This window comes from Rhizobium sp. L43 (genome assembly GCF_002531725.1).
Taxonomy (GTDB): Bacteria; Pseudomonadota; Alphaproteobacteria; order Rhizobiales; family Rhizobiaceae; genus Rhizobium.
Genome location: NZ_NWSQ01000016.1, coordinates 19023 through 44789 on the forward strand (window position 1 = coordinate 19023; position 25767 = coordinate 44789).

A 25767-nucleotide genomic window follows, 5' to 3' on the forward strand; every position below is an offset into this window, starting at 1 on the left:
GCCGACGATCGATCACATCACCCGATCAGCGCGAACTTGTCCACATCAACCATGCCGCGATCGGATATTTTCAGGTGCGGGATGACCGGCAGCGGCAGGAAGGCGAGCTGGAGGAAGGGTTCCTCCAGCGTGGCGCCGAGCGCGAAGGCGGCTTTGCGCAGCTGGTGCAGCGTATCGCGGACCGTCTCGTAGGGCTCGAGGCTCATCAGGCCGGCGATGGGCAGGGCGATTTCGCCGGTGACCTTGCCGTCCTCGACGACGACGAAGCCGCCCTTGATCTCGCCGAGGCGGTTTGCGGCGCGCGCCATGTCGTCTTCGCTGACGCCGACGACGCAGATATTGTGGCTGTCATGGCCGACTGTGGAAGCGATCGCGCCCTTCTTCAGGCCGAAGCCCTGGACGAAGCCGTTGGCGTGGTTGCCGTTCTTGCCGTGGCGTTCGATGACGGCGACCTTGATGATGTCGTTGGCGAGATCGACCGTCGTCTCGTTGCCCTTGACGGGCAGGCGGTAGCGGCGATGCTCGGTGATGATCTTGCCCGGGATGACACCGATGACAGGCGTTTCGCCTTCGGCGACCGGCACGCCGAAATGGGCGGCGTTGACGGGCCTCGCCTTGACGCTGTCGAGGCCGATCGGGGCAACCGGCCTGCGTGTGGAAAAGAGCGCATCGGTGACGCGGCGGCCGGCCGAGAAGACGATCTCGGCGCGGCAGCTTTCCAGGCTGTCGAGAACGACCAGATCGGCGCGCCAGCCCGGCGCAACCAGGCCTCGGTCCCTCAGGCCGAAGGCGCGGGCGGCAGAGATCGAGGCGGCGCGATAAATTGCCAGGGGCTCGACGCCGGCTGCTATCGCCGTGCGGATCATGTGGTCGAGATGGCCCTGTTCGGCGATGTCGAGCGGATTGCGGTCGTCGGTGCAGAGCGCCAGATAAGGCGACAACCGCTCGGTGATAATGGGGATCAAAGCGGCGAGATCCTTGGATACCGAACCCTCGCGCACGAGGACATGCATGCCCTTGCGGATCTTTTCCAGTGCTTCGGCAGCGCTCGTGCATTCGTGCTCGGTGCGGATGCCGGCAGCGAGGTAACCATTGAGATCGTTGCCGGAGAGCAGCGGGGCGTGGCCGTCGATATGTCCGCCCTGGAAGGCGTCGAGCTTGGCCATGCAGACGGGATCCTTGTGGATCACGCCGGGAAAATTCATGAATTCGGCAAGGCCGATGACCTTGGGATGGTCGCGGTAGGGAAGGAGGCTTTCAATCGGCAGGTCGGCGCCGGAGGTTTCGAGATGCGTCGCCGGCACGCAGGAGGAGAGCTGGACGCGGATGTCCATGATCGTCTCCAGCGCGGATTCGAGAAAGAATTCGATACCGGCGCTGCCCAGCACATTGGCGATTTCGTGCGGATCGCAGATCGCGGTGGTGACGCCATAGGGCAGGACGCAGCGGTCGAATTCATGCGGCGTGACCAGCGAGGATTCGATGTGCAGATGCGTGTCGATGAAGCCTGGGACGACTATTTTTCCCGAGATATCGATCTCGATTTCGCCCGCATAATCGCCCGAGGTGCCGACGATACGGTCGGCGCCGATGGCAATGTCAGAGCGGACGAATTCGCCGGTGACGAGATCGAAGAAGCTGCCGCCCTTCAGCACGATATCGGCCGGCACGCGGCCGACGCCTTGGTCGATGAGACGTTCGAGTCTGGTCATGAGTTGCTCACATTACAAGCGATTCAGAAGTTATAACCGATATGCCGCCACAAGCGAGTGCCGCAAACGAAACCGGGCGCCACAGGGGTGCCCGGTCGATGGCGATCAGCGATGGTTTATTCGGCCGCGACGATCTTGCCGGCTTCCCACTTGTAGAGCGAGAAGCTCTGCGAAGTGAGGTCACCGGTTTCGCCGTAGGTGAGTTTGCCGATGGCGGTCGGGATTTCCTTGCCGTCTTTCAGCGCAGCCGCGACGGCTTCCGCGTCCTCGGCGCTGCCGGCCTTCTCGATGCCGGCTTTCAGCACTTCGACAGCGGCATAGGCGTTGAGTGTAAAGGCTTCGGCCGGGATGTTCTTGGCAGCGAGCGCCTCGGCTGCGGCCTTGGAATCCGGGTTCTTCGTCGCGTCCGAAGCGTTGGTGAAGACGGTGCCGGCGGCGGCATCCGTGCCGATGGCCCAGAATTCGGTGTTGGAGAGGCCGTCGCCGCCGATGATCGTCGCGTTGGCGGCGAGATCATGCAGCTGGCGGGCGAGCAGGCCGCCTTCCGGGTGGTAGCCGCCGAAATAGACCACGTCGACCTTTTCGGACTTGATGCGGGTGGTGAGCGCGCTGAAATCCTTGTCGCCGGGGGTGATCGCGTCATTGACGGCTTCGGTGATGCCGCCGGCATTCAGCGTCGCCTTGAAGGCGTCGGCGAGGCCCTTGCCGTAGGCACCCTTGTCGTTGACGATGGCAACGCGCTTGTCCTTGAAATTCTTCAGCACGTATTTGGCGGCGACTTCGGCCTGCTGGTCGTCGCGGCCGCAGGTGCGCAGCACGTTGGTGAGACCGCGCTTGGTGAGGTCAGGCGCCGTCGCGGTCGGGGTGACCATCAGCACGCCGTTTTCCGCCAGCACGTCGGAAACCGGAATGGCGACGCCCGAGGTCACCGGGCCGACGACGAAGCGAATGCCGTCGCCGACGACCTTGTTGGCGGCGGAAACGCCCTGTTTCGGTTCGCCGGCATCGTCGGCCAGTTCGAGGACGACCTTCTCGCCGAGTATCCCGCCTTTCTTATTGATCTCGTCGACGGCGGTCTGAGCGCCGTTCTTCACCTGGTCGCCATAGGCGGCGACGGGGCCGGTCAGCGGTGCGATCAGGCCGATGGTGATGTCGGCACGGGCAAGCGGCGCAAAGGCGAGCGACGCGACGAGGGTCGCCGTCAATGTCTTGGGGGTCATTGTCTGTCTCCTTGGGTGGGGTCCTTCGACCCGCGATGAGTGCCGCGCCGGTTTTTCCGATCATTCAACAGCCCGTCGGGCCGTGCCAAAGACGATCGGTAAGGGCGCGATCAGCGAGCCAGCCGGCCATGTTTGACTCGGGAAGGCTCACGACAGATTTCTAGGAATTTTGATGCAATTTCGCAAGATCATAACAAAACGGAAGAGAAATCGGGTCAGTCCAGCCGAAAATTCGATCGAGATGGATATTTTTGTCGTGGTTTGTCGATTTTTCCGGGCTGCCAAGCGCACGCTTTCGTCGAGAATGAAAGCTGAGTTCATGCGAGCCCCCTTATCTCCCGCATTAACCGTTAATTCGGTGGATTGTAGTAGAAGCATGCGACACGCAAATAGTGCTGCGGCGCAAATGAAAGCTTCACAAATTAGAGACGTATCGGGACTAGAGATCTGAATGCTCAAGCGTATCGACGCCAGCCAGGTGCGTATCGGAATGTTTGTAGAGGCTATCGAGGGCCTGTGGCAGGATCCGCTTTTGTCCAAGCGCAGATTTTCCGTTCGTCGCGAGCTCGACGCCGCAAAAATTCGTAAATGCGCCACTGCCGTCGTCGTCATCAACACCAGCAAGGGCTTCGATACCAACGGCCTCCCGGGTCGTGACATCGAGATCGACAGCAAGGCGGCGCGCGAAACCGTCCAGAAATCCGTGCAGATGCTGGAGGAGGTTTTCGGCCGGGTGCAAAATGGCGAGGGAATCACCTTCGAACAGGTGGCGCCGGTGATTTCCTCCGTCTCCAAGTCGATGGATGAGAACCCTTCCGTTTTTCTGAGCGTGACGCGTCTAAAATCAAAAGACGAAGTGACGTTCCTGCATTCAATTTCGGTGAGCGCGCTGATGATCCTTTTCAGCCGGCATCTCGGACTTGATGAGACTACGGTTCAGATGCTCGGTACCGCCGGGTTGTTACATGATGTCGGCAAGCTCGAAATTCCGCTGGAGGTGCTCACCAAGGAAGGGCGCCTCGAAGAGGATGAGGTCAGCCTGATGCGAAGGCATCCGGAGCAGGGGCACGCAATCCTGTTACGGCAGGAGGGCATGTCGGACATCGTTCTCGACGTCTGCCTCAATCACCACGAACGCATCGACGGCAAGGGCTATCCGCATGGGCTGTCCGGCAGCGCCGTTAGCCTGCATGCGCGTATTGCCACGATCTGCGATGTTTATGACGCCGTCACCTCGGTGCGGCCTTACAAGGCGCCGTGGAGTGCCGGCGATGCGTTGAAATGGATGCTGGGCGTTGAAGGGCACTTCGATCGCCGGCTTCTGAAGAAATTTGCCCTCTGCCTCTCCATCGCCTCGGTGAGCTGAGTTTTCTTCGTTTTCGGAAAAGAAAAGCCCGTGAGGACGATGTCCCCGCGGGCTATTTGTGCCGAGCTTTCAATGCGGCTTCAGATGTTGTTCTGCAGGATGGTCCGCAGCTTGCCGAAAAGCTCGTCGATATGGTGCTTCTCGATGATCAGCGGCGGGGAGAGGGCGATGATATCGCCGGTGGTGCGGATCAGCAGGCCGCTTTCATAGGCTTTCAGGAAGGCGGTGAAGGCACGCTTGGTCGGCTCGCCGGCGATCGGATCGAGTTCGATCGCGCCGATCAGGCCGGTATTCCTGATGTCGATGACATTGGGGCAGTCCTTCAGCGAATGCAGCGCGTCGGCCCAGTAGTCGGAAAGCTCGGCGGCGCGGGTCAGCAGGCCTTCTTCCTTGTAGGTGTCGAGCGTGGCGAGTGCTGCGGCCGAGGCGATCGGGTTGCCGGAATAGGTGTAGCCGTGGAAGAACTCGATCATGTGCTCCGGGCCGTTCATGAAGGCATCATGGATCTCGGAGGTGACGAAGACGGCGCCCATCGGAATGACGCCATTGGTCAGTCCCTTGGCGGCGGTGATCATATCGGGCTTGACGTCGTAATATTGCGCGGCGAAGGGGGCGCCGAGGCGGCCGAAGCCGGTGATGACCTCGTCGAAGATCAGAAGGATACCGTGCTTGGTGCAGATCTCGCGCAGCTTCTGCAGGTAGCCCTTCGGCGGGATCAGTACGCCGGTCGAGCCGGCCACCGGCTCGACGATGACGGCGGCGACGGTGGAGGCATCATGCAGGGTGACGATGCGCTCAAGCTCGGTGGCGATATCGCCGCCATGCTCGGGCTCGCCGCGGGTGAAGTTGTTCTTGCCCGGCTGGTGGGTGTGCGGCATGTGATCGACGCCGGTCAGAAGCGTGCCGAACATCTTGCGGTTGGTGACGATGCCGCCGACGGAGATACCGCCGAAATTGACACCGTGATAGCCGCGCTCGCGGCCGATCAGGCGGAAGCGCGAACCATTGCCTTTCACGCGGTGATAGGCGAGCGCCACCTTGAGCGCGGTCTCGACGGATTCAGAACCGGAATTGGTGTAGAGAACGTGATCCAGGCCTTCGGGGGCGATGTCGACTAGGCGGTTTGCCAGTTCGAAGGCCTTGGGGTGGCCGAGCTGGAAGGCCGGCGCGTAGTCGAGCTCGCCGGCCTGCTCGCGGATCGCCTCGGTGATCTTCGGGCGGCAGTGGCCGGCATTGACGCACCAGAGACCGGCCGTGCCGTCCAGCACCTGACGGCCGTCATGGGTGGTATAATACATGTCCTTGGCGCCGACGAACAAGCGCGGCTCCTTCTTAAACTGGCGATTGGCCGTAAACGGCATCCAGAAGGCGCGAAGATCGTTGGGTGCGTTGAGGCGATTGGACATGCTGTTCTCCTGGCCGCTGACGGCCCTTTCCCGGGGGCTTTACGCCCATATTTTGACTGCCCGGTCAAATTATCAGCGCTTCCCAAGGCGTCAACGGGAAAAGTCCCGAAGCCCTCCTGAGGGGAGGGGCAAGCTGCTTGGCTCGTTCACGGGCAAGCGCTTCGGCGCGGTCATGCTGCAGTTCCTTCTGGTAAAGGGAGCAGAGAGACTATGGCTGTCAAAAAGCACGACCGGCAAATCGCAAATTTGCCGGTCGTGCCATAAGGTTCACGTGCTGAAATATCTTGGCCACGCCTCCGGGAACATTCCCCTTACGGCACGGCATAGGCCGACATTCATGTCAGCGCTATCATCAAGCGGCGGATCTATTCCTGTTTTGCACGAGGTAGATGTCTTCGAGCGTCGCCAGGATCTTCATCACCGGCTCGGAGGTGCTCGAATAATAGATGGTTTGTGCGTCTCGGCGGGTCTTGACCAGCTTTTGAGCGCGCAGTTTCGACAGGTGCTGGGAGAGAGCCGACTGGCTGAGGCCGACCTGCGTTGCAAGCACGCCGACGGCCACTTCGCCCTTCACGAGGCTACACAGGATCAGCAATCGCTTGGGGTTTGCCATGGCCGACAATAAAGCTGCCGCCACATTCGTGTGATCGGCCAAATCAGTGGTTTCCATATTTATCTTCCTAATGCGAAACGTACATCACGTGTGTTGGCACAGGCCGCCTGCCGCGATTTTCACCCACACCTAAAAACTAGCAACTTGGGTCGAAGATTGTATATACCTAAATTTAAGGTATCGAGTATGCTGTTTTAGATATGTTTGAACAAATGTGATCGGCCTCCTCAGCGAGGCATTCGAATTCATATCGCAACAGAAAATCGCCGGAAATGAGGTCAAAACCTGAGGGATCGATACCACAAATGCGCCAAGAAGCCGATTTTGGCGCGTTTAACCTGATGGCGAGGGTCTGGGCCACATCAGGGTGGCGTTCTACTAAATCTCGCACTGTTTCTGCCGCGCAGGCGGCGATCTCCTCATTCGCGGCGGATTGGATGATGAGATCGTTCCCCTCGAGTTGGTAGGCACGGCCGAAGCCACCATTGAGGCTCCCCAATTCCGGTTTGAGACGGAAGAACAGGAAATCGGGAAAATCGACATAAAGATTTGCCTTGGGGTGGCGAGCGAGAAAACGCGTGCGAATACGGTCATAGAACGCGTGGCTGCGCTCGACCGGTTCCGCCAGGCATTGGGTCGTCAGACGGGGGTGGGCGAGGGGATCGCCCTTGCCGGGCTCGCCGGTCAGCAGTGAGGCGCGCGAGTCCTTGGCGAGCGCCCTGGTATGGGCCGACAGCTTCGAAACCAGGATGACGGGAGTGCCGTCGATATCGGTGGCGACCAGCACGCGGCTGGCGAAGGGAAAGCCGGTCTCGGAGTCGAGAACGGCAATCGCCGCGTGCCGCGCAGAGCGCAGAAGCACGCGGGCGAGTTTGCGGGCATCGTCGTCGGTTTCGCGTATGGGCGAGGGCTGATCCTTCATACCCGCTTTGTGGCAAAGCGGATTGAAAACATCAAGCGTCCTGCTTGCGGCGATGGCGGGTAAGGCCGGCGACGATATCCTGGGCCGAGATCGTGCCGACGATCGCGCCGTTCTCGACGATGCCGATGCTGCCGGGCTGGCGGGCAAGGGCGTCGAGGACATCGACGAGCGGGGTGGCGGCGCGGGCCGTGGCGCTGACGCTCATGCCGGCGGCGGTCTGTCCGAGGCCGGGCTGCATGACGTCGGCCGCCGTCAGCATGTTGATCGGATTGAGATGCTGCACGAAATCGGCGACATACTGGTCGGCGGGGTTCTTGACGATGTCGTGCGGCGTGCCGCACTGGATGATACGGCCACCCTCCATGATGGCGATGCGGTTGCCGATGCGGAAGGCCTCGTCGAGATCGTGGCTGACGAAGAGGATGGTCTTCTTCAGCCGCCGCTGGAACTCCAGGAGTTCATCCTGCAAGCGGGTGCGGATCAAGGGGTCGAGGGCCGAAAAAGGCTCGTCCATCAGCAGGATCGGGGCGCCGGTGGCAAAGGCGCGGGCAAGCCCGACGCGCTGCTGCATGCCGCCCGAGAGTTCGTTGACCTTGCGATCGGCCCATTTCGTCAGGTTGACAAGTTCGAGCTGCTCGCCGATGCGGACCTTGCGCTCGGCCTCCGGCATGCCGGCGAGCTCAAGGCCGAAGCCGACATTCTCGGCGACCGTGCGCCAGGGCAGGAGGGCGAACTGCTGGAACACCATGGAGACGGTGTGGGTGCGCAGGTCGCGTAGCGCCTTGGCATTGCACTTGTAAGGGTTGACGGAACCGGTGGTCGTGGAGACCGCGACATCGCCGCGCACGACAGGGGCGAGCCCGTTGACGGCGCGCAGCAGCGTCGACTTGCCGGAGCCGGACAGGCCCATCAGCACCAGGATCTCGCCTTCCTCGATCGTTAGCGAGGCATCGGCGACGCCGAGCACCAGTCCGGTGGCGGCGCCGATTTCGTCGCGCGTTTTGCCCTGGTCGACCATGGCAAGGGCTGTCTCCGGCCGGTCGCCGAAGATGATGCTGACATTCTTGAAGTCTATCGCTGTCATGCGCCGTCTCCTTCGTCCCCTGCACGGAATATGCGGTCGAGAATGATCGCCAGGATGACGATACAGAAGCCGGCATCGAAGCCCTTGGCGATATTGACGGTGTTCAGCGCGCGTACGACAGGCACGCCAAGCCCGGGGGCGCCGACGAGAGCGGCGATGACGACCATCGACAGCGACAGCATGATGGTCTGGGTGAGGCCGGCCATGATCTGCGGCGCGGCGAAGGGAAGCTCGACCTTGCGCAGCACCTGCATCGGCCGCGCGCCGAAGGCGACGGCTGCTTCGACGAGGGATGGCGGGGTCGAGATGATGCCGAGGCGCGTCAGCCGGATGGGGGCGGGGATCGCGAAGATCACGGTCGCGATCAGGCCCGGCACCATGCCGAGACCGAACAGGATCAGCGCCGGGATCAGATAGACGAATGTCGGGATCGTCTGCATGAGATCGAGCACCGGACGCATGGCGGCATAGACCCAGGGGCGGCGGGCGGCGGCGATGCCGAGCGGAATGCCGATCACCATACAGACGAAGGTGGCGGCGAGCACGAGAGCAAGCGTCTCCGTCGTCTCCTTCCAATAGTCCTGGTTGACGATGAGCAGCAGCCCTAGACAGGTGAAGACGGCGATCGCGATCGACCGGCGCAGCCAGAAGGCGATCGCGGTGATGGCCGCGATGACGATCAGCGGGTGCGGCTTCTGCAGTATGAAGAGCAGGCCGTCTATGGCGCTCGACAGCAGGAATGCCAGCTGGTTGAAGAACCACTCGCCGTTCGAGGTCAGCCAGTCCACGAAGGATTTAGCCCAGGGGCCGATGGGAATCTTAAAGTCGGTGATCCAATTCAAGAGCGCGCCTATCCAGAAAAAATCAACAATGGACAAAATGAAACGGGGCGGCTGGCCGCCCCGTTCACACCATCAAAGGCCGAGGCCGGTCTTGGCGGCCGCCAGCGCGTCGCCCTTGCCGTCGCGGGTCTTGACACCGGCGAGCCAGGGCTCGAGCGCCGAAGGGTTCGCCTTCAGCCATTCGGAGGCCGCAGCCTCCGGCTCTTTGCCGTCGTTGAGGATCTTGCCCATGATCTGGTTCTCCATGTCGAGGGAGAATATCAGGTTCTTCAGCATGGCGCCGACATTCGGGCATTCGGCGAGATAACCGGCGCGAACATTGGTGTAGACCTTGGCGCCGCCGAACTCCGGACCGAAGATATCGTCACCGCCCGTGAGGTAGGTCAGCTTGAAGTTGGTGTTCATCGGATGGGGTTCCCAGCCGAGGAAAACCACAGGCTTGCCAGCCTTGTCGGCACGGGCGACCTGGGCGAGCATGCCCTGTTCGGAGGATTCGACGACTTCCATATCCTTCATGCCGAAGGTGTTCTTTTCGATCATGTCCATGATCAGGCGGTTGCCGTCATTGCCCGGCTCGATGCCGTAGACCTTGCCGTCGAGATCGTCCTTGTGGGCGGCGACATCCTTGAAGTCCTTGATGCCGAGTTCCGCGCCCTTGGCGTTGGTGGCGAGCGTGTATTTGGCGCCGACGAGGTTGGGGCCGAAGGATTCGACCGACTTGTCGTCGAGATAGGGACGGACATCCTTTTCCTGCGTCGGCATCCAGTTGCCGAGGAAGATGTCGATGTCCTTGTTCTTCAGCGAGGTGTAGGTCACCGGCACCGAGAGGACCTTGATGTCGGTTTGATAGCCGATGCTTTTCAGGACGACGGACGCGGTGGCGGTGGTAGCGGTAATGTCAGTCCAGCCGACGTCCGAAAAATGGACGGTGGAGCAGCTGTCGGGATCGGCGGCGAAAGCGGCAGTCCCAACGGAGAGGGCGGCGACGGCAGTTGCAGTGACGAGTTTGAACGTGCTTGTTGTTTTCATTTTAGACTCCCAGTCTTTAAGTTCCCAAGCCAACCACCAATAGCCGAGTTTGACAAGCGACCTCAGTGCGTTTGCGTCGTATCGACCCATGCGATTGCGACGTCGGCAGTTTTTTCGCGGCGCTTTGTTTTCAGGCCGTTCGGCGATTTTCGGGCTGGGATTCCTGTGATTATCGCCTTCAGGGGGCTTTCCTTTGCCATTGTGAGCTTTCAATAAACCGATCGAGGAGAGATCGGATGGCAAAACTCTATTTCAACTACTCGACGATGAACGCCGGCAAGTCGACGATGCTGCTGCAGGCCTCCTATAATTACCAGGAGCGCGGCATGCGCACGGTGCAGCTGATCGCTGCTTTCGACGAGCGCACCGGCCGCGGCGTCATCGGCTCGCGGATCGGGCTGGAGGCGAGCGCCATTCCCTTCGAGCCGCACGAGGACCTGTTCCAGCTGATCGCGACGCTGAGCGGAGAAGGGGCGCCGATCGCCTGTATCTTCGTCGACGAGGCGCATTTCATGACGCCTGTCCATGTCTGGCAGCTTGCCCGCGTTGTCGACAGGCTCGGCATTCCTGTGATGGTCTACGGGCTCAGAACCGATTTCCAGGGCAAGCTGTTTCCGGCCTCGCAGGAGCTGCTGGCGATCGCCGATGAAATGCGCGAGGTGCGCACGATCTGCCATTGCGGGCGCAAGGCGACCATGGTGGTGCGGCTCGACGCGGAGGGGAAAGTGCTGCACGAAGGCGCGCAAATCGATGTCGGCGGCAACGAGAAATATGTTTCGCTCTGCCGCAGGCATTGGGATGAAGCGATGAACGGGGCCTGGATCGCCGAGCCCGTCTGAAGCCGCGATGCCGCCTGTTTTCTTTGGCGCCGCAAGCGACTAGCTTGGGCGAGGAGATTCCCTGGAGAGATCAGGTGCGCAAACCCCGGCCATTCGACAGCCAATACGAAGCTGCAGGCAGCCTTGCCGAGAGGATTGCGGCCGACGGAGCCTATTGCGTGGCCGCGATCAGCGCCTTCAACGGCGATGAAGCGCGTTCGGCCGACGATGTCTTCCTCGAGCAGAATGCTCGCTTCCAGGCCCATATCGCCGATGCTGCGGCGCTCGACGCCCTGCAAGCCGATCTTGTCTTTTCCCTCGACCGTCTGACGGCTGAGGTTTCGGCCGATCTCGACAGTTTCCGGGGGCTGACGCTGCGCGAGAAGATGGCCGGCTGGACGTCGCGCCAGCGGATGTGGCGCATGTATACCGAACGCGTGCGCGAGGCGCCCGTCATCGAGCGGCTGCTCGACCTTTTGACGAAATCGGACGCGCTCGCCGGGCTGATCGCCGGCCAGCGCGCTTCGATCACCGAACGGCACAGGGCCGCCGAACGCGGTCTCGTCGACATCGTCGAACAGCGGCGCCGGTTGGTCGATTCCATCGATCTCGCCCGCCTCAAGATGAAGGAACTCAATGCCAAGGCGCTGACGACGCAGGGCCGCATCGGCGTCTACGGCAACAGGGCGCATTGGGAGCAGATGGAGGCCGAGCGGCGGGCGCTGAAAGCGGAAGCCGAGCAGATTTCGGCCGAGGAGCACGAGATGCGCGACGACAGTCAGCGGCGCGAGCGTTTCATCGGCCTGTTCCAGTCCCTTGTTGATTCGCTGAATGGCCGGATCGCCGCCTCCAACGTGCTGCTGCGCAAGCTGATGATCGACGTCGAGGAGCGGCTGATCATCTACCAGGCGCAGGTCGATACCGACCGGCCGGGCATGAAGATGCGGATCAAGCCGGAACTCTTTCCCGATATCGCTACGCCGATCAGGCTGTTTGCGAAGGGCATGCTGGTCGCCCAGGATCTGGAGCGGCGCAAGAGCCGCGCCGATCTCGAATTCGCCGGCAGGTTCCCGGCCTATGCCGAACCGCCGGAAACATCGGGAGCGCCTCTGATCGACACGGCGCGCAGGTCCTTCCGTTTCAGCCTGCCTTTCCTGCGTTCCTGAGCCTCGGGGCCTGGTTCGCACCCCTTTCCCGCGATGCTTTCATTCGGAAAAATCGAGGGGCTCGTGTTGTGCTCGGCCTACCGAGCGCATATGTGGATGCAACGGGGCGGCGATGTCCCGATGTTCGCCTCACCTGACAGGAGACGACGATGCTTGACCGGATAGCCGGTTTTTTCAGGCTGATCGGCCAGACGATCGGTCGCTGGGCCCGCCTGTTTTTCGCCTGGGCCTTCTGGCCCTTTCTTGCCGCGCATGGCTGGTATCAGCGCCGGAGCTGGATGATCCGGCTGCCGGTCATTGCGTTCGTGGCGCTTTTCGTCGTGCTCTACGGCTATTTCTTCTGGCAGACGCAGGTCTGGTCGAATTTCAATACCGCCTTCGTCGACCAATACCGGCTCTCCGAACGCAAGGTTCCGGCCGGGCAGGAACTGCCGGCCGCCGAGGGTGCTGCGACCGCCAAGACCTGTCAGCGCTCGGCCATTGTTGACGTCACGGCCGACCTGACGGATTTCAATGTCGACCAGAACGCATGGATATCCTCCATGCTGCTCTACAAGATGGGCTTCTTCGGCATCGACTGGGATCACACGCCCTTCCTCGACAACAAGGCTTCGTTCCAGCGCGGCATCAACCAGGCGGTTCGCCGGACTTCGGCTGAGCTGGTCGATACGCTCGGGCGCGTGCGCGGCACCTCGGGCATCAACAACGACCTGCAGAGCGCGCGCGGCAATCTGCAGTTCGACGAATCTAGCTGGTATTTCGGGCTCAATCCCTTCGGACCGAAGACGCCGACGCCTTCCTACTACCGCACGGCGATCAGGGACCTGCGCAAATTCAACACCGATCTTTCCGCCTGCAATGCTATTTTCGACGGCCGCGCCGACAATCTGATGCAGTTCATCGACCGCATCGCCAACGATCTCGGCAGCACCTCCGACATGCTCGCCGAACGCTCGGAGCACCACAATCGCGGTTGGTTCGATACACGTGCCGACGACCGGTTCTGGTTCGCCTACGGCCAGCTCTACGCCTATTACGCCATCCTGACCGCCGCGCAGGCGGACTTCTCGCAGGTGGTGCAGGAGCGCAATCTCGGCGCGATCTGGGGCGGCACGACCCGGCAGTTCCAGGCGGCACTGCGCATCCAGCCGGCGATCATTTCGAACGGGCGCGAAGACGGCTGGATCATGCCGAGCCATCTCGCCACCATGGGCTTCTATATTCTCAGAGTACGCTCGAACCTCGTCGAGATCCGGTCGGTGCTCGACCGTTAAAACAGCATGTCACCGAGACGCAGTATTGTCCTCGAAGCCGACGACGCGCAGTTTCTCGACGAACTCATAGGTGATGCCGACGATGCCGCCGCCGCTTTCGTCGTCACGAATGCGGCCGACGCTGCGCACCAGCTTGTAGCCGCCAAGCCGGTTGTCGACGCGATAGACGAAATGGAAGCCGGCGCCGTGACGGCTCGCCTCTTCGAAGGTCTGGGCGATCAGGCTGCGATCCTCCTCGTGGATGCGCGACATCAGCTCCGCCAGGTTGACGGGGCCGTCGCTATAGAGGAGGTCGAAGATCGTGTGGACATCCTCGCTTGCGAAGAAATGTCCTGTCTCGATGTCGATGCGCCAGAGGCCGAAGAGGCGATAGGCCGCAAGCATCTGGACGATTTCCGCATCGGTGATGCCGATGTGGACGCGGGATTGCTCTGCTTTGTCAATGACGGGCTGTTCGAAGCGAAGAGACACGATACCCCTAGAGCGGTTCAGCTTTTAACGGAAACGCAGAACCGCTCTACCCTTTTGTTTTTACGCAATTCCCGGCAAAAGCGCTTCGCGCTTTGCCTGGGAAAACCGTTTCGCACTTTTCCTGGAATTGCTCTAGATCACGGGACGGCGTTCCGACTCTCTTCCGATTCCTCAGTTGATCAGCTTCAATCGAATTGCCTTGGCCACCAACTGGGTACGGTTGACGCAATCAAGTTTCTTGATCGCGTTCGTCATATAGGCATTCACCGTGTGGTCCGAGAGCGTCAGGATCTGGCCGATTTCGATCGAGGTCTTGCCCTGGGCGGTCCAGCGCACAACTTCCAGTTCTCTGATCGATAGCACGTTATGCGCGGATTCCTCATTGCGTTTGACTGCATTATATGCATCGAGTGCATGCAGAATGATCATTGCCAGTTCGTTGACCTCGCTCTGGCCAAGTGCGGTGCGCTCGCCGCAGAACCAGAAGACCAAGCGCTGGCCGTCGGCCGTAATGGTCGGCATGGCAACGCCTGCCGGTATGGCGTGGCGCAGCATCAAGGCACGCAGTTCGGCGGGGAAGGCCTGACCATTGACGGCGTCATTGAGGTGCCAAACCGGAGGGACCGCGGACTCCCTCAGCCGCAAGCCAAAAGGACAGCCACGCATCATGTGAGCGCGGTCGAACTCCCTGATATAGGCGGCCGGAAGCGAACTTTCGATCAGCAGGGGTTTCAACAGCAGGTCTTCCGGAGTAGGGGCGTGCATCAACGTCGCATGCGACAATCCGAAGGCTGCCGAGACCCTGCCGAGCGCCTGCGCAAACAGACTGCGCGTTCGTGCAGCAGCAAGCTCTGCAGAAAGCAATGACTGTCTTTCAGAGGTGGTCATGTAAGACATTTGTACGCCCCGGCAGCCAATGTTAACGCTATCAAACACCGAAAGTCCCCAGGATGCTAGCCCCAACTGCCTCCGTGCAGGCCGATTAGTCCAAATTGTGAAGAATTAGTCACAAATGCGCGCGTCATGGTTGAGTTGCCGTCGATGCTAGTAGCGTTGTGGTATCGGTAACATCTTTCGTCGGCGGATAACTGTGGTTTCGCCTATGGCGGATAGGAAGAGAATCACTTCGGGAAAGAGGTTGGGCGGTAGCCGCCGTCGAAATCTGGCTTGCTGCGGTTCGGTGCAATTGCTAATCGTATTCCCATGTATAACTGAGGCGATTTAATCGTGCGCTTTGCATTTCTTGTTTTTAGAAAGTATCTGTTTTCCCTTATATTACTTGCCTTGTTATTTTTGAGCTTGCCGATCGGTGCCGCGATCTCGCAGGCTGCCGAGCAGAAGAAGCAGGCGGGGCAGCCGCCGATGCGTTTCATCATCGTACGCAGCCTTCTCTGCATGGAAGACTGTCCTGAATGGATATCGGCAGAGGGACGCATAACCACCGATACTCCCGGCCAGCTCCGAAAAGTTCTGAAGAAAATCGGGGATCGGAAATTGCCGGTGGTCTTTCTGTCGGAAGGTGGTGAGGTCGATGCTGCTTATGCGATGGGCCGGATGATCCGCAAGGCCGGGCTGGAAACAGCCGTCGGAGGCACGCGACTGAAGGATTGCCCAGCGGACGATACGCGCTGCGCCGCCGCTATCCCAAAGGATGGCAGCTCGGTCGGCGTCACCTATTCGGATGGCGCATACTGCTTTTCCGCGTGTCCCCTGGCCTTCGCCGGCGGTACCTCGCGCGTCTCGTCGCAATGGGCTTTCATCGGCGTCCACCAGATCACGACTGTCTACAGCAGGGTGCGTGTCTCCTATCGCATCGAATACAAGATGGTGAATGGCAAGAAGACGGAAATTTCCCGCAAGGAGGTTGGCCGCAAATCCGCGGGGCAGAGTAGTTCCACGAAACTTGGAAAGAAGGCCGCCGCTGCCCTGACGGGCTATTTGAAGGAAATGGGCGTCAGTGCCGATCTTATCGCTTTGATGATGAGTACCCCTCCTGATCGCATCACTATCGTACCGCCCACAGATGCAATTCGGATGGGGCTGAACACCGACATGCTGGCTTACAACGAGTGGCCGGGCATGCCGCTCTGCGCGCCAGGTGCAGCCGCCGAGGCCGTCTGCCACGGCCATCCGGCGGTCGAGGCCCCTGCGGCGGCTGAGGCGCCCGCGCAGGCTGCGGCCGCAGATACGAGCGTGAAGCTGCCGACCACCCATCCGATGGATTTTCTGCTGATGTCCAATGGCAATTGCCAGGAGGAGTGCACCCAGTGGATCTCTGCGGATGGAGACATCACGCCGGAGACGCCGGCGCGGTTGGAGGCGATCCTGAAGACGCTCGGCGGAAGAAAGCTGCCGATCGTCTTTCAGTCCAATGGCGGGGACATGGAGGCGGCTTTCGCGGTGGGGCGTATGATCCGTGCTGCAGGTCTGGAGACCTCGATTGGCAGAACGCAATTGCCGAATTGTCCAAAGCTGGATCCGCGTTGCAAAGCCAGCATCGCCGAAAGCGGGCCGACCGAGGGCAAAGTCTTTGCCGGCCGTGCGTCCTGCCTTTCGACCTGTACTCTGGCCCTGATGGGAGGAAGGCCGCGGGTTGTCGGATATTCCTCTATCGGCCTCGTCAGACCTACGGCGGCTGAATACAGGGAATTCTTCGCCTATTTCGACGAGATGGGCATCAGTGCCGAGGCATATGAGACGATGATGCTCGCGACATCAATTGAGCGAGGGACTATATTTCGTTCTCAGGCGCTCGAGCTTGGCATCATCAATGGTATCATCCCTGATGATGAAGAGCCCGGTTATCACCTGTGTGGACCCGATGCCAAGGAAAGCCTTCGATGCCACAGAAAGGCTGAGGTGAAGATCGTTCCTGCTGCTTCGGTCAATTGATCTCACGACAGGAAAGGGCATAGCTCGGCGTTTGCGTCGGGCTGCTGCTTGTTCACCCTTCGAAGGTACTTCTAAGCCTTATCCTTCAAATCATTCTTCGACGTCACGCTCATCAGCTTTTCCAGGAAGCCGAGCATGACGGCGGACGCGACGAAGGCGAGGTGCATCAGGGTCAGCCACATGATCTTGCCGTCGTCGTATTTGTCGGCATTGAGAAAGACCTGCAGCAGGTGGATGGAGGAGATGGCGACGATCGAGGAGGCGACCTTGATCTTCAGGCTGCCTGAATCGAGCTTGCCGAGAAAGGAGACTTCGTTGTCGGCTTCGCTGGCCTCATCGAAGCGGCTGACGAAATTCTCGTAACCCGAGATCATCACCATGACGATCAGGCTTGCGACGAGGGCCGCATCGATCAGGCTGAGCATGGCAAGGATCATCTCCGCCTCGTCGAGGGCGAAGACGCCGGAAGCGATCTTCAGGAGCTTGTAGCCGAAGGAAACCGCGTAGACGGCGAGCGCCGCTACCAGGCCGATATAGAAGGCGACGAGGATCCAGCGGCTCGACAGGATGATGCGCTCGATGATGAGTTCCAGTGCTTTCATGTCTTCACCCTGTAAAACCGCGATCGTTGCCCGCCACATAAACATCCGGCGTGGCGGCCGCAAGGCGTGGCGCTATTCACACCCCGCCGATATTTCGCTATCCCGATAAAGAAAGAACAAATAGCTCCGCGTCTGCGGAGGTCGGGACGGGGAACATTCATGCCATCCATCAAATCCGATATCGAGATCGCGCGCGCCGCAGCCAAGAAGCCGATTTTCGAGATCGGGGCGAAGCTCGGCATTCCGGTCGAGCAGCTCGCTCCCTATGGTCACGACAAGGCAAAGGTCAGCGCCGAGTTCATCGCCGGGCAGGCGGGCAAGAAGGACGGCAAGCTGATCCTCGTCACCGCGATCAATCCGACGCCGGCGGGCGAGGGCAAGACGACGACCACCGTCGGGCTCGGCGACGGGCTGAACCGGATCGGCAAAAAGGCGATCGTCTGCATCCGCGAAGCTTCGCTCGGCCCCTGCTTCGGCGTCAAGGGCGGAGCGGCCGGCGGCGGTTATGCGCAGGTCGTGCCGATGGAAGACATCAACCTGCATTTCACCGGCGATTTCCATGCGATCACCTCGGCGCACAATCTTCTGGCGGCGATGGTCGACAACCACATCTACTGGGGCAACGAAGAGAATATCGACATCCGCCGCATCACCTGGCGGCGGGTCATGGACATGAACGACCGGGCACTCCGCAGCATGGTCTCTTCGCTCGGCGGCGTTGCCAACGGGTTCCCGCGCCAGGGCGGGTTCGACATCACCGTCGCCTCCGAGGTGATGGCGATCCTCTGCCTTGCCACCGATCTCAAGGATCTGGAGCGGCGGCTCGGCGACATCATCATCGGCTATCGTTTCGACCGGACGCCGGTGCATGCGCGCGATCTGAAAGCCGACGGCGCCATGGCGGTGCTGTTGAAAGATGCGATGCAGCCGAACCTGGTACAGACGCTGGAGAACAATCCGGCCTTCGTGCATGGCGGGCCTTTCGCCAACATCGCCCATGGCTGCAATTCGGTAACGGCGACGAAGACGGCGCTGAAGCTCGGCGACTATGTGGTGACGGAAGCAGGCTTCGGCGCCGATCTCGGAGCGGAGAAATTCTTCGACATCAAATGCCGCAAGGCCGGGCTGAAGCCGGATGCGGCGGTGATCGTCGCCACCGTCCGGGCGCTGAAGATGAATGGCGGGGTGAAGAAGGACGATCTCGGCACGGAGGATGTCGTCGCATTGAAGAAGGGCTGCGCCAATCTCGGCCGGCACGTCGCCAATGTCCGCCGTTTCGGCGTGCCCGTCGTCGTGGCGATCAATCATTTCGTCTCGGACACCGATGCCGAGATCGCCGCGGTGAAGGAATTCGTCTCGAGACTCGGCGCCGAGGCGATCCTCTGCCAGCATTGGGCGAAAGGTTCGGCGGGCATCGAGGAACTGGCACACAAGGTGGTGGAACTGGCCGAGTCAGGACAGGCGAAATTCCAGCCGCTCTACGGCGACGATCTTTCGCTGTTCGAGAAGATCGAGATCGTCGCCTCGAAGATCTATCACGCCGGCGAGGTGACTGCCGACAAGGCGGTGCGCGACCAGTTGCAGACATGGGAAGAGCAGGGTTACGGCAAGCTGCCGATCTGCATGGCGAAGACGCAATATTCCTTCTCTACCGATCCGAACCTGCGCGGCGCGCCGGAAGGCCACATCGTCACCGTGCGGGAAGTGCGGCTTTCGGCGGGAGCCGGCTTCGTCGTCGCCATCACCGGCGAAATCATGACAATGCCCGGCCTGCCGAAATCGCCGTCAGCGGAGCGGATTTTCCTGAACGATCAGGGCTATATCGAGGGGCTATTCTGATCAGCGGATGGCTTTCCAAAGCGCTCGACCAGACGACGCTCCCGGCGTTTTTCAAAATCCGGATCGATAAATAGCCAGATGAAAAGGCCTTGTAGCGTGCCGAGTAACAGCATTCCGATGGCAAAGTGCCAATGCAATTCACCGGTGAAAATATAGCCGACAGCGACGATCAGGAGAACCGCGATGATGCTTGATCTTCATTCGCTGCTGACCCCCTCCACCCATTTTGCAGCTTCTATGTGGTTATTTCGCCGCATGATTCAAGCAAGGATCGCAGCCACTGAATGATCAATGGCAATAACGATAGCCGCCCTTCCGCTCGATCACGTCGAGGTGGAAATGCGTTTCGTGGGCGGCGTCGCTTTCGGGGTCGAGGACGGTGGTGAAATAGAGGCAGCCGGCCGCACTCACGGTGCGCTGGAAGGCGCCGGTGAGCGTTGCGTCCTCGCGGCGCGAGCGGACGGCGACATCCTCGCCCTTTTCGAAATGGAAGCTCGCAATATCGATGGCGTTGCCGCGGGCGTGCTCGGAGATCTTGCCTGTTCCGGCACCATTGCGCAGGCGGCACATATAGGCCGTCGCCTGGTTGACTGATGTGATGCGGCCCTGTTCCGGCAGGGCGGCGGAGGCGGCGGGGATGACGCTCTCCTTCATCCAGCGGGCAAGGGCAAGGGCTGTCGGGCAGCGGATCGTCGCCTCCGGCTTGAGCTTGATGCCGGGCAGGGGTTCAGAGACGATAATCGGCTTGTCGATGCCGCAGCCGTTGCCGTCGTCGATGCGCGGTGTGTCCTTGAAGACGACGCCGAGCGCCTGGAGTGCCGCAGTGCATTCGGCGTGGTCGGCATCGCTTTCGGGTTCGATTGTCAGATGCTGCTCTTCGAGTGTCTGCTCGGCAGGTGGCTTGTCGTCTTCCGCCGGCGTCTGCGGGCTTTTGAGCCCGCCCGGCGGCAGCGGCGGGCCCTGCATCGGTTCTGCAGGCTCCGGCTTTGACTGTTCGGGCTTTGCCGGGTCGGTCGGTGGCGCCGACGGCTGGTCCGGCGCCGGTGCTTCCGGTTCCCCCTTCACATCAGGCTTTGGCACATCAGGCTTCGGCTGCGGCGCTGGCACATCACCCGGCGCAGGCGGTTCAGCCTCATCGGGCAGCGGGGCGGGAGTTGTCTCCCCGGCGTCCGGTCGAGCTTGGGGCAAGGGGCCATGCGGGGGCAGGCGGGCGCCGGCAAGAAAGGCGGTAGCGGCGAGGATCGCCAGTATCGAAAGTTTTCTCAATGCATCCGGTTCCGTCATGTCGATAGCGGAGCATATAACGCATTGTGGCGGTTTTCGTTGCAATTGCGCAACGTCCGGGAAGATCATTAAAACTTGAAGATAATATTCAACATAAGCTTCCGCCTTATCTTGACAGGATTGCTCATGTTTTTTATGCGGCGAAAAGAAGGCGAAATTCTGCGTCTTCATCCGCAAAGCCCAGCCAGCCCCTCGAGCGTTCGACGCGCCACGACCAGCCAGCCCGGTAATCATCATGAGAGGGTAGGTTATGATCGTCCGGTATTGGCGTTCGGTTCTCTTGGTCTGCACGGCAGCCACAGTTGTTCTTCCTGTTTCACAGTCTTTTGCGCAAAGCGCTCCGGCAACGGCGCCGCAAGCCACCGCGGAAGACAGCACGGTCCTGCAGAAGATCGTCGTCAAGGGCAAACGCGTGGCGCCGGGCAGCGTCGCCGACACGCCGCTTGCGACCGAGATCACCGACAAGCAGCTCGAGGAGAAACAGGTTACCAATCTCGAAGATCTCGGTCGCAGCATCGATCCCGGCGTGAATTTCTCGCGCGGCGACGCCGGCGTCAATCTGCGCGGCCTCTCCGGCGCACGCATCCTGACCGTTGTCGACGGCATTCCGATCCCCTATCTCTCGAACAGCGCGCGCCAGGGTGCATTTGCGCCGGCCAACGCCAATGGCGGCGGCGACACGTTCGATTTCAACTCGCTCTCGTCGCTCGATATCGTGCGCGGCGCGGATTCGAGCAAGGGCGGCTCGGGCATGCTCGGCGGTGCGATCGTCGTCAATACGCTGGAGCCGGAGGATATCATTCCTGAAGGCCGCGACTGGGGTGCGATCGTCAAGTCGACCTATGACAGCGAAGACAGCAGCCTTTCCGGTTCGGCCGCTGCCGCCAAGAAGATCGGCAGCACATCGATCCTGTTTCAGGGCGGCTACCGCAAGGGCCATGAACGCGACAATATGGGCGACAACGACAGTTACGGTCGTTTCCGCACCGAGGCGGATCCCGCCGATTTCGATCAGCACAACCTGCTGTTCAAGCTCCGCCAGGAATTGGAAGGCGGGCATCGCATCGGTCTGACGGCGGAACGGTTCCGCCGCGATCTCAAGACCGACCTGCGCGAACTCCAGGGTGCTGCTCCCCGCACCTTCCTGACCGACAATTATGACGGCCGCGAACTGCGCGACCGCGATCGCGTGTCTCTCGACTACGATTACGAAGCGCAGTCTTCGGATGCATTCTTCACCAGCGCCCGGGCCACCCTCTATTGGCAGGATCTGAAGAAGGAGTCGGGCAGCAAGGGACGCACGTCGGCCAATGTCGCCTACGGCCGCAACAACGAGATCGAAAATAAGACCTGGGGCTTCAACGGCACTGTTACCAAGGACTTCGAATATTCGAACGTCCGCCATTCGGTGAAGGTAACCCTCGAAGCGACAACGTCGGGCTGGAACCAGTACAGCTCTGCGCTTTGCCCGACGCCGACGACGTGCCCTTCGCTCAACAACCAGTCGGAAGTGCCGGACGTCGACAGCAAGACGATCGGCCTGTCGATCGAAGACAAGATCGAATTCGCAGATACGAATTTTGCGCTGACGCCAAGCGTTCGTTTCGACTGGTTCAGCTATGATCCGTCGACGGGCGGCGGTTTCGCCAGCAATCCGGCGCTTGCCAAGTTCGGTGCGCTGTCCGACCGCAGCGATCAGCATGTTTCGCCGAAGGTGCTCGCCACCTACGAACTGACACCCGATGTGCAGATCTACACCCAGCTGTCGTCGGCCTTCCGCGCGCCCACCGTCGACGAGCTCTACAGCCGCTTTTACAATGCGGGCGGCAACTATGCCCAGCTCGGCAATCCCGACCTGAAGCCCGAGACAGGCTACGGTGTCGAAATGGGCGCCAATTTCGACACAGGCGATTTCAACGGTCGCCTGGCGCTCTTCCACAACCGCTATCACAACTTCATTGAAACGAAGACGAGCGTAAACGCCTCCACCGGCATCACGGAGTTCAACTATACCAACGTCAGCAGTGTGACGATCTCGGGTGTCGAAGCGAGCGCCAATAAGACGTTCGACAACGGCATCAACCTGCATGCAGCGCTTGCCTATGCTTATGGCCGGAACGAGGAAACCGCCCAGCGCCTGCGCTCGGTGGCGCCATTCAAGGCGATCGTTGGCGGTGGTTGGAGCAACGAGACCTTCGGCTTCGATCTTTCCTCGACGCTTTCGGCCGGCATGCTCACCGACCATCTGAATACCGTCGGCACGAAGCCCGATACGACCTTCGATGCGCCCGGCTATGCAATCGTCGACCTGACCGGCTGGTGGACGCCGGAACAGGTGCCGGGCCTGCGCGTGCAGGCCGGCGTCTACAACATTTTCGACCAGGAATATTTCAATGCGCTCGCCGTGCGTGATGTCAACTTGAGCTCGACAGCAACGCAGCCGCGCGACTGGTATTCCGAGCCCGGCCGCACCTTCAAGATCTCGCTGACGAAAATTTTCTGATCCGATCACCGGACAGATCACGACGTCAGATCGGGCGGCTTTCGGGCCGCCCTTTTTCATTCCCGCGATCGCCTCTTGCGCAATGGCTGATCTCAGGCTAACAATTTTCCCCATGATCAAGTCCTTGAACATTGCTGTTTGGTGGTGGGCTCGCTAAGGCGGCCTCGACCAATCGTGTCCAAAGACGACGACGAGTGAGCCGCCCGAAACTTCGAGGCGGCTTTTTTGTTTTTATCGCCGCCTCTCGTCCGGGCCCCGATAACGGAGTGGAACAATGGTAACGATCCTGCGGGATGATGGTGCGGAAATCTACGAGACCAAGGGCGGCATATCCGTCACGCGGCAGCGGCGGGCAATCCCCTACGGCGATGCGGTCTCTTCCTATATCGACAAGCTCGACGAACGCCGCGGCGCGGTGTTCTCGTCGAACTACGAATATCCGGGCCGCTATACGCGCTGGGATACGGCGGTTGTCGATCCGCCGCTCGGCATCTCCTCCTTCGGGCGCGACGTCTGGATCGAGGCCTATAATGAACGCGGCGAGGTGATCCTCGGCTTCGTGGCCGAACGGCTGAAGACCGTGTCGGAGCTCGTACTCGGCGCTTCTTCCGCTCGCCGTCTCGACCTTGCCGTCAAGATGCCGGACCGGGTGTTCACCGAGGAAGAGCGCTCGAAGATTCCGACGGTCTTCACCGTGCTGCGCGCCGTGACCGACCTGTTCTATTCGCAGGCGGATGCCAGCCTCGGGCTCTATGGCGCCTTCGGCTACGACATTGCCTTTCAGTTCGACGCGATCAATCTGAAGCTGACGCGGCCTGCCGACCAGCGCGACATGGTGCTCTACCTGCCGGACGAGATCCTGGTCGTCGACAATTACGCCGCCAAGGCCTGGGTCGACCGCTACGATTTCGAAAAGGGCGGCGTGTCGACCGAGGGCAAGGCAGGCGATATCGCGCCAGAACCCTTCAAGCACACGGATTCCATTCCACCGAAGAGCGATCACCGGCCGGGCGAATATGCCGAGCTCGTCACCAAGGCGAAGGAAAGCTTCCGCAAGGGCGACCTCTTCGAAGTCGTGCCGGGGCAGAAATTCATGGAGCGCTGCGACAGCAAGCCTTCCGACATTTCCAGGCGGTTGAAGGCGATCAATCCGTCGCCCTATTCCTTCTTCATCAATCTCGGCCATCAGGAATATCTGGTCGGGGCATCGCCCGAAATGTTCGTGCGCGTGTCCGGCCGCCGCATCGAGACCTGCCCGATTTCGGGCACGATCAAGCGCGGCGACGATCCGATCGCCGACAGCGAGCAGATCCTGAAGCTATTGAATTCCAAGAAGGACGAATCCGAACTGACCATGTGCTCGGATGTCGACCGCAACGACAAGAGCCGCGTTTGCGAACCGGGCTCGGTCAAGGTGATCGGCCGCCGGCAGATCGAGATGTATTCGCGCCTCATCCACACGGTCGACCATATCGAGGGACGGCTGCGCGACGACATGGATGCCTTCGACGGATTCCTCAGCCACGCCTGGGCCGTCACCGTCACCGGCGCGCCGAAACTCTGGGCGATGCGCTTTATCGAGAGCCATGAAAAGAGCCCGCGTGCATGGTATGGTGGGGCGATCGGCATGGTCGGCTTCAACGGCGACATGAATACCGGCCTGACACTGCGCACCGTGCGCATCAAGGACGGCATTGCCGAGGTGCGCGCCGGTGCGACGCTGTTGAATGATTCCATTCCAGAGGAAGAAGAAGCCGAAACAGAACTGAAGGCCTCCGCCATGCTTTCCGCCATCCGCGACGCCAAAACGGGCAATTCCAGCAAGATCCAGCGCGACGTCGCAAGCGTCGGCAAGGGCGTCAGCATCCTGCTCGTCGACCATGAGGACAGCTTCGTTCACACGCTCGCCAATTATTTCCGCCAGACGGGGGCGACGGTTTCGACCGTGCGCACGCCGGTGCCGGAGGAAATCTTCGATCGACTGAACCCGGACCTCGTCGTGCTGTCGCCCGGACCCGGGACGCCCAAGGATTTCGACTGCAAGGCGACGATCAAGAAGGCGCGGGCGCGCAACCTGCCGATCTTCGGCGTCTGCCTCGGCCTGCAGGCGCTTGCCGAAGCCTATGGCGGGGAACTGCGCCATCTGGCGCTGCCGATGCACGGCAAGCCCTCGCGCATCCGCGTGCTGGAACCGGGCATCGTCTTCTCCGGCCTGTCGAAGGAAGTGACGGTCGGCCGCTACCACTCGATCTTCGCCGATCCCTCGACGCTGCCGCGCGAGTTCATCATCACGGCGGAAAGCGAGGACGGCACGATCATGGGCATCGAACACGAAAAGGAGCCGATCGCCGCGGTCCAGTTCCATCCGGAATCGATCATGACGCTCGGCGGCGATGCCGGCATGCGGATGATCGAGAATGTCGTGGCGCATCTGGCGCGCAAGGCGAAGACGAAGGCGGCGTGATGGCAATCCGCCCGGCCCTTCCTGCGTGCGGGAAGGGCCGGGCGCTCAAAAGCGGCGTCGAGCGTGTCCTTCGAGGCTTCGCCCTATGAGCTGCGCGCCTCAGGATGAGGATGTTGGAGGATGCCGTGCCGATGCACGGGCGTAGAGGATGCCGCGACAAGCCGCTGCAGAGGCCGAGAGAGCCTCAGCCTGAGGTGTGTAGCCAGTAGGGCGACGCCTCGAAGGGCGGGGCGGGCATTCCGAGGTTGACTTTATCAGGC

The 25767-nt window shown here is 60.9% G+C and carries 21 protein-coding genes; 8 read left to right on the plus strand and 13 right to left on the minus strand.

All coding sequences use genetic code 11. The features are described 5' to 3' along the window. Positions 1 to 17 precede the first annotated feature (17 nt). Positions 18 to 1712: an adenine deaminase gene (gene ade / locus CO667_RS21085; protein WP_097620216.1), complete on the minus strand. Its 1695-nt coding sequence runs from the start codon at positions 1710 to 1712 to the stop codon at positions 18 to 20. A 116-nt stretch (positions 1713 to 1828) separates the two neighbouring features. After that, positions 1829 to 2932, minus strand: a complete 1104-nt coding sequence (locus CO667_RS21090) for a branched-chain amino acid ABC transporter substrate-binding protein (protein ID WP_097620217.1) — start codon at positions 2930 to 2932, stop codon at positions 1829 to 1831. Between the two features lie 451 nt (positions 2933 to 3383). Between CO667_RS21090 and CO667_RS21095 the strand changes: the two genes are divergently transcribed. Continuing rightward, positions 3384 to 4298, plus strand: coding sequence for an HD-GYP domain-containing protein (locus tag CO667_RS21095; protein ID WP_097620218.1), 915 nt, complete (start codon positions 3384 to 3386; stop codon positions 4296 to 4298). Between the two features lie 80 nt (positions 4299 to 4378). Here CO667_RS21095 and CO667_RS21100 read toward each other — a convergent pair whose 3' ends face one another. The 6 genes from CO667_RS21100 to CO667_RS21125 form a co-directional block, all read right to left on the minus strand. Continuing rightward, positions 4379 to 5704 (minus strand): aspartate aminotransferase family protein, encoded by a 1326-nt coding sequence (locus CO667_RS21100; protein ID WP_097620219.1) that lies wholly within the window; start codon positions 5702 to 5704, stop codon positions 4379 to 4381. 352 nt (positions 5705 to 6056) lie between these two features. Next, the gene (locus CO667_RS21105) at positions 6057 to 6374 is read right to left on the minus strand and encodes a metalloregulator ArsR/SmtB family transcription factor (protein WP_049736138.1); all 318 of its coding nucleotides are present in this window, start codon (positions 6372 to 6374) and stop codon (positions 6057 to 6059) included. Between the two features lie 115 nt (positions 6375 to 6489). Then, positions 6490 to 7239, minus strand: a complete 750-nt coding sequence (locus CO667_RS21110; protein WP_097620220.1) for a pyridoxamine 5'-phosphate oxidase family protein — start codon at positions 7237 to 7239, stop codon at positions 6490 to 6492. Positions 7240 to 7270: 31 nt separating this feature from the next. Further along, positions 7271 to 8323, minus strand: a complete 1053-nt coding sequence (choV, locus tag CO667_RS21115) for a choline ABC transporter ATP-binding protein (RefSeq protein WP_097620221.1) — start codon at positions 8321 to 8323, stop codon at positions 7271 to 7273. Continuing rightward, entirely contained in the window at positions 8320 to 9165 is an 846-nt protein-coding gene (gene choW, locus CO667_RS21120; RefSeq protein WP_097620222.1) for a choline ABC transporter permease subunit, read from the minus strand. Before choW ends, choV begins: the two co-directional genes overlap by 4 nt. A gap of 72 nt (positions 9166 to 9237) precedes the next feature. Next, positions 9238 to 10194 carry a choline ABC transporter substrate-binding protein gene (locus CO667_RS21125; RefSeq protein WP_097620223.1) on the minus strand — a complete coding sequence of 319 codons (957 nt, stop codon included), beginning with the start codon at positions 10192 to 10194 and terminating at the stop codon, positions 9238 to 9240. 236 nt (positions 10195 to 10430) lie between these two features. On the opposite strand from CO667_RS21125, the gene CO667_RS21130 reads away from it, so the two are divergent. The 3 genes from CO667_RS21130 to CO667_RS21140 all read left to right on the plus strand — a co-directional run bounded on the left by CO667_RS21130 (position 10431) and on the right by CO667_RS21140 (position 13452). Further along, positions 10431 to 11033, plus strand: a complete 603-nt coding sequence (locus tag CO667_RS21130; RefSeq protein ID WP_097620224.1) for a thymidine kinase — start codon at positions 10431 to 10433, stop codon at positions 11031 to 11033. A gap of 74 nt (positions 11034 to 11107) precedes the next feature. Next, positions 11108 to 12178 carry a hypothetical protein gene (locus CO667_RS21135; protein ID WP_097620225.1) on the plus strand — a complete coding sequence of 357 codons (1071 nt, stop codon included), beginning with the start codon at positions 11108 to 11110 and terminating at the stop codon, positions 12176 to 12178. A 149-nt stretch (positions 12179 to 12327) separates the two neighbouring features. Continuing rightward, positions 12328 to 13452, plus strand: a complete 1125-nt coding sequence (locus CO667_RS21140; protein ID WP_097620226.1) for a DUF2333 family protein — start codon at positions 12328 to 12330, stop codon at positions 13450 to 13452. A 9-nt stretch (positions 13453 to 13461) separates the two neighbouring features. Here the strand turns inward: CO667_RS21140 and CO667_RS21145 are convergent, their stop codons facing one another. Next, on the minus strand, positions 13462 to 13923 hold the full coding sequence (locus tag CO667_RS21145; protein WP_097620227.1) for a PAS domain-containing protein: 462 nt from the start codon (positions 13921 to 13923) through the stop codon (positions 13462 to 13464). A 171-nt stretch (positions 13924 to 14094) separates the two neighbouring features. Next, entirely contained in the window at positions 14095 to 14820 is a 726-nt protein-coding gene (locus CO667_RS21150; RefSeq protein ID WP_097620228.1) for a LuxR C-terminal-related transcriptional regulator, read from the minus strand. A 465-nt stretch (positions 14821 to 15285) separates the two neighbouring features. Between CO667_RS21150 and CO667_RS21155 the strand changes: the two genes are divergently transcribed. Beyond that, a complete protein-coding gene (locus CO667_RS21155; RefSeq protein ID WP_245433191.1) occupies positions 15286 to 16815 on the plus strand; it encodes a hypothetical protein in 1530 nt (509 codons plus the stop codon). 71 nt (positions 16816 to 16886) lie between these two features. On the opposite strand, the gene CO667_RS21160 is transcribed toward CO667_RS21155, so the two are convergent. Then, positions 16887 to 17417 (minus strand): TIGR00645 family protein, encoded by a 531-nt coding sequence (locus tag CO667_RS21160; RefSeq protein WP_097620230.1) that lies wholly within the window; start codon positions 17415 to 17417, stop codon positions 16887 to 16889. 159 nt (positions 17418 to 17576) lie between these two features. Between CO667_RS21160 and CO667_RS21165 the strand changes: the two genes are divergently transcribed. Beyond that, on the plus strand, positions 17577 to 19256 hold the full coding sequence (locus tag CO667_RS21165; RefSeq protein WP_097620231.1) for a formate--tetrahydrofolate ligase: 1680 nt from the start codon (positions 17577 to 17579) through the stop codon (positions 19254 to 19256). Here the strand turns inward: CO667_RS21165 and CO667_RS35935 are convergent. Then, positions 19235 to 19444, minus strand: a complete 210-nt coding sequence (locus CO667_RS35935) for a hypothetical protein (RefSeq protein WP_097620232.1) — start codon at positions 19442 to 19444, stop codon at positions 19235 to 19237. The genes CO667_RS21165 and CO667_RS35935 overlap by 22 nt on opposite strands. Before the next feature lie 100 nt (positions 19445 to 19544). Further along, entirely contained in the window at positions 19545 to 20540 is a 996-nt protein-coding gene (locus CO667_RS21175) for an extensin family protein (protein ID WP_097620233.1), read from the minus strand. 250 nt (positions 20541 to 20790) lie between these two features. Here CO667_RS21175 and CO667_RS21180 point away from each other — a divergent pair, with 250 nt between their 5' ends. Together CO667_RS21180 and CO667_RS21185 are read left to right on the plus strand one after the other, a co-directional pair. Further along, a complete protein-coding gene (locus CO667_RS21180; RefSeq protein ID WP_097620234.1) occupies positions 20791 to 23043 on the plus strand; it encodes a TonB-dependent hemoglobin/transferrin/lactoferrin family receptor in 2253 nt (750 codons plus the stop codon). A 274-nt stretch (positions 23044 to 23317) separates the two neighbouring features. Beyond that, a complete protein-coding gene (locus CO667_RS21185) occupies positions 23318 to 25507 on the plus strand; it encodes an anthranilate synthase (protein ID WP_097620235.1) in 2190 nt (729 codons plus the stop codon). Positions 25508 to 25767: the final 260 nt, after the last annotated feature.

What these genes read in the sequence shown, in the direction of transcription:
- ade (WP_097620216.1), bottom strand. Translation starts at nt 1,712, where the DNA reads ATGACCAGACTCGAACGTCTCATCGACCAAGGCGTCGGCCGCGTGCCG.
- CO667_RS21090 (WP_097620217.1), bottom strand. Translation starts at nt 2,932, where the DNA reads ATGACCCCCAAGACATTGACGGCGACCCTCGTCGCGTCGCTCGCCTTT.
- CO667_RS21095 (WP_097620218.1), top strand. Translation starts at nt 3,384, where the DNA reads ATGCTCAAGCGTATCGACGCCAGCCAGGTGCGTATCGGAATGTTTGTA.
- CO667_RS21100 (WP_097620219.1), bottom strand. Translation starts at nt 5,704, where the DNA reads ATGTCCAATCGCCTCAACGCACCCAACGATCTTCGCGCCTTCTGGATG.
- CO667_RS21105 (WP_049736138.1), bottom strand. Translation starts at nt 6,374, where the DNA reads ATGGAAACCACTGATTTGGCCGATCACACGAATGTGGCGGCAGCTTTA.
- CO667_RS21110 (WP_097620220.1), bottom strand. Translation starts at nt 7,239, where the DNA reads ATGAAGGATCAGCCCTCGCCCATACGCGAAACCGACGACGATGCCCGC.
- choV (WP_097620221.1), bottom strand. Translation starts at nt 8,323, where the DNA reads ATGACAGCGATAGACTTCAAGAATGTCAGCATCATCTTCGGCGACCGG.
- CO667_RS21125 (WP_097620223.1), bottom strand. Translation starts at nt 10,194, where the DNA reads ATGAAAACAACAAGCACGTTCAAACTCGTCACTGCAACTGCCGTCGCC.
- CO667_RS21130 (WP_097620224.1), top strand. Translation starts at nt 10,431, where the DNA reads ATGGCAAAACTCTATTTCAACTACTCGACGATGAACGCCGGCAAGTCG.
- CO667_RS21140 (WP_097620226.1), top strand. Translation starts at nt 12,328, where the DNA reads ATGCTTGACCGGATAGCCGGTTTTTTCAGGCTGATCGGCCAGACGATC.
- CO667_RS21150 (WP_097620228.1), bottom strand. Translation starts at nt 14,820, where the DNA reads ATGTCTTACATGACCACCTCTGAAAGACAGTCATTGCTTTCTGCAGAG.
- CO667_RS21155 (WP_245433191.1), top strand. Translation starts at nt 15,286, where the DNA reads ATGCGTTTCATCATCGTACGCAGCCTTCTCTGCATGGAAGACTGTCCT.
- CO667_RS21160 (WP_097620230.1), bottom strand. Translation starts at nt 17,417, where the DNA reads ATGAAAGCACTGGAACTCATCATCGAGCGCATCATCCTGTCGAGCCGC.
- CO667_RS21165 (WP_097620231.1), top strand. Translation starts at nt 17,577, where the DNA reads ATGCCATCCATCAAATCCGATATCGAGATCGCGCGCGCCGCAGCCAAG.
- CO667_RS21175 (WP_097620233.1), bottom strand. Translation starts at nt 20,540, where the DNA reads ATGACGGAACCGGATGCATTGAGAAAACTTTCGATACTGGCGATCCTC.
- CO667_RS21180 (WP_097620234.1), top strand. Translation starts at nt 20,791, where the DNA reads ATGATCGTCCGGTATTGGCGTTCGGTTCTCTTGGTCTGCACGGCAGCC.
- CO667_RS21185 (WP_097620235.1), top strand. Translation starts at nt 23,318, where the DNA reads ATGGTAACGATCCTGCGGGATGATGGTGCGGAAATCTACGAGACCAAG.